Origin of the sequence: Helicobacter sp. NHP22-001 (assembly GCF_030270165.1) — a bacterium.
GTDB lineage: Bacteria > Campylobacterota > Campylobacteria > Campylobacterales > Helicobacteraceae > Helicobacter > Helicobacter gastrofelis.
Genome location: NZ_BSWS01000023.1, coordinates 1 through 3,573, shown reverse-complemented (window position 1 = coordinate 3,573; position 3,573 = coordinate 1). Strand labels below are relative to the sequence as shown.

At 38.8% G+C, this 3,573-nt stretch carries 3 protein-coding genes; 2 read left to right on the top strand and 1 reads right to left on the bottom strand.

The annotated features are described in order from the left end of the window. Positions 1–515: 515 nt before the first annotated feature. Positions 516–1,346 (bottom strand): helix-turn-helix domain-containing protein, encoded by an 831-nt coding sequence (locus QSJ47_RS08010; protein ID WP_285603002.1) that lies wholly within the window; start codon positions 1,344–1,346, stop codon positions 516–518. 420 nt (positions 1,347–1,766) lie between these two features. Here QSJ47_RS08010 and QSJ47_RS08005 point away from each other — a divergent pair, with 420 nt between their 5' ends. Both QSJ47_RS08005 and QSJ47_RS08000 read left to right on the top strand, forming a co-directional pair. Further along, positions 1,767–2,321 carry a hypothetical protein gene (locus tag QSJ47_RS08005; RefSeq protein WP_285603001.1) on the top strand — a complete coding sequence of 185 codons (555 nt, stop codon included), beginning with the start codon at positions 1,767–1,769 and terminating at the stop codon, positions 2,319–2,321. Positions 2,322–2,443: 122 nt separating this feature from the next. Further along, positions 2,444–3,496 (top strand): replication initiation protein, encoded by a 1,053-nt coding sequence (locus QSJ47_RS08000; protein ID WP_285603000.1) that lies wholly within the window; start codon positions 2,444–2,446, stop codon positions 3,494–3,496. Positions 3,497–3,573: the final 77 nt, after the last annotated feature.

The window sequence follows — 3,573 nt, the reverse complement described above, 5'->3', positions numbered from 1 at the left end:
TACATAGACTACTTTAAAAAATCTGTGCCCAAATGTGATGCTCCTGATTATTTTGTGTATGTGTTTGAGAGTATGCAAGAGTTGCAGAAGTGGATAGAGAAATATAGCCAAGAGGCTACTGCCTAAATAGCTCATAGCTACTTTACACTGCTCACCCTTGTGTAGTGAGAACCTCCACTACACCTAGTAAATATCTTTTAAGCCCCCACGGCGTTTGAGTGGCAAACTACCTAGTAATAGCCCGTGTGGCGGTTTGTGAAATAAAAATTACTAGGTTAATTTGCAAACTTACTCAATAAGCAAACTTACTCAATAAGCCCACACGGGGCACGGCTAACGCCTTTATCGGGTAAAGTTTGCCCTGCGAGGCTATGAGAAAATTTATTGCCAAATACGAGAAGCTTTTGAAAAAGTTTTAGCCCCTACGGCGACTGAATGACAAAAATTACAAAGCGAGCTTATGAACTCCCACCTTTCCAGTCAGATTCAGCCAGATAAAATTACGGATAATTTGCCTATTTTTGGCGATTTTTAAATCGTTTGACTTCGTCTTCTGTGTAATAGATTTCTCCATCTATCTCACACCATCTCGGTCCCTTGCCTTCTTTTCTCCATTGTCTAAGTGTATCTATACTGACTTTTAGCTCTCTAGCACATCCGTGTTCTCCAAAACCACCTTTTATTGGCTCATGCTCTACGGTATATTGCTTTAGCAACTCTAAAGGATATAAATAGACTGTGCCGAAGTTAATGTATGTAGGCCCAGTTCCATCTCTACGCCAAGCATGTAACTGCCCTACACTGACATCTAGCTCTAATGCAGCTTCTTTTACACTGAGATAGTGAGATATTTTATCATCATCAATGCCTTTTTCCAAGAGGCATCTTCTTAATGATTCTTTTTCAAAATAATGTCTAGATCCTTCAAGTTTTTTAACATTAGCCCACTGTGGTTCTGAAGTTAGCGATTTCAACATCGTACTACGATTGACTTTGCCGAATTTGCCAGGACGAGAATTTGCATTTCTAGTAGATAGATCATCCAAAGTGTAATATTTATCTTTATCAAATCTATTGATACAGAGCTGTGGATTGTCTCTTTTAAATTCTTCGAGCTTGTACATGGGGTAAAGGTATTTTCTATTACCTTTGCCCTTACCACCCAGTAAAAGAAAAGCAGGACCTTTTTTTTCCTTACGCCAACCAATCATAGTGCTTATATTTACCCCCAAAAAATCAGCAGCATGGCTAGTGTCTAATAAACGTTTATCATGTGACGGGTTGTTGTCGTTATTATTATAATGATTATTATGATAATTATTTTTTTGATTTCTTTTCAATTCCATACATTTTCCCTTCTATCAATTGACTAAATTGATATATTTTGTGATTAGAATATACTACATAATTTTTTAAAGTTTTCTTAAGTTATTTAAAAATTTTGTTTAGAACATATCAAAATAGAAATATTTTCATATTATATATTTATATAATTATTTTTATTTGTGGTTGGTTATTTTAATTTTGTTGTAGTTAAGAAATAGATTGTATGATATAATCACAGACCATTAAAAACACAAGGAGCTGATATGGCTAAAGAATTAAATTTGGAGATGACATAAAACACCCAAGAAAATCTGTTTTCAGCCAAACGACTAGATGGGTATGCCAACCTAGCAGAACATGAGGCTAACTTTGCGCTCATTGGGCGCATAAGCCACAAAATCGGCATTTTAGAAGTGGTGATCCGCAACCAAATAGACTCGGTGCTATTAGAACAAGTGGGGGCGTGGTGGCAACATTTGCCCAAAAGCATCCAAATCAATGGCGATTTGGCACACCAAGATGGCTTGATCTCCAAACAGAGCATGGGTTTTTGGCTTAAAGTGGTGGAGCATTTTAAAATCTACGACAAGGTGTTTGCTTTAGATTTTTTAGACCACCTAGATTTTAAGAGGTACTACCACAAGAACAGAAACCGTTTTGGCACTAAAACAAATTTGGCACACCGCAAAAACGCCCATCTCAAACGCCATGAAAAAGCGGACTTGCTTTTGCAACTCTTACGCACGCTAAGAAATCGGGCGTTTCACTTTGAAAACCTTTACAAATACACCCCCAAGGGCGACCCTAGACTCAATGCCAAAATCCTAGAGGACAAACACACAGCCTACCCTACCCCAGCCAAACAAACCTTAAAACCCCAAGAGCTGTATATCGCCTTACAACCTGATAAGATCGCGTTATTTTTAGAGGATTTGTTAGGGAGTTTTGCACCTGAGCTTGTGAGTTATGCAAATGGTGGAAAAAGATTCACCTAGCAATGGCGGTTGTTCTAACTCAAAAACACTGAAAAGCCCCAATTACGGTGTTAGTCACGGTGCTGAAGTGGCGGAGAAGGCCCGCCTAGAAATGACAAGTACTCTAGCATTTTTATGTTAAAATGTCAAGTCTGCTAAATGCTGTTGAACCTTCAACCCCACAAACCAATAACCCCACCCACCATTACAGAAACCCCCCACAAGACCAACCCACAGCACAAGACCAACCCATAACAGCCGAAGTCATCACACAAAATACCCCCACAATCCCCACAGAGATCGCTGAAAAGTACGTAACCTTTCACAACGATGTTAATTCCGTTTCTCTAGGCAATTTAGGGGCATTAGAAGCCAATTTGCTCTTTGCCATCTTCAACAAACTCAAAGACAAAGAGGATGAGACCCTAGTATTTGAAGCAGAAGACATTAGAGCGATGATAGGGATTAAGACCAAAGTCAGCCTTGAAAACCTCTCTAAGATCGTTGAAAAATTTTGGAAAAACATTAAAGCTGCTAGCTTTTGGGCACTCTATCCTTATGCTAAAGAGAACATTATGCTCTTTAGAAAGTTGCGGATCAACTACCACGACACCAAAAAAACCCAAGTTAAGAGCATGGAAATCCAAGTGAATACACCTTACTTTGGCTACTTGCTTAACTACCTCCATGGCAACTTCACCTACTTTGAGCTCTTGGAGTTTCAAAATATCAGCGGTAAATACGCTAAGACCCTTTATAGACTTCTCAAGCAATGGAAAAGTACAGGCGTACCCCCTAAAATGGAGTGGGGTAAGTTTAGAGAGTTAATGGGGATTTCTAGTAGTTACACAATAGGCGAACTCGAAATGCAAATTCTCAAACCAGCTGCCCAAGAGCTCCAAAAGCTCCCACACTTTGAGAACCTTTGCTATAAAAAGATAAAGACCAAAGGCATGGGTAACCGCATCACCCATATCCAATTCTACTTTGAGCCCATCACCAAGACCAGCAAGGACAGAGAACAAGCTAAAAGAGATATAAGAACCATTGCATGGAAAATTAGAAGTGAAAAGGCAGTGAAACAGCTCAAACACTCTATGGAGCAAGCAAAACAAACCAAACTAGACAAAGACATGCAAGAAGTCATAGATATGGCTTTTTACAAACCGTTCTTACAAACCTATAAAACCGCATAAAATCCTATAAAATCCTATCAATAGAAAAAAATTTTAAAGATTGCGGTTTTTGTTGTATTCCTGTTTCTACCATGCTG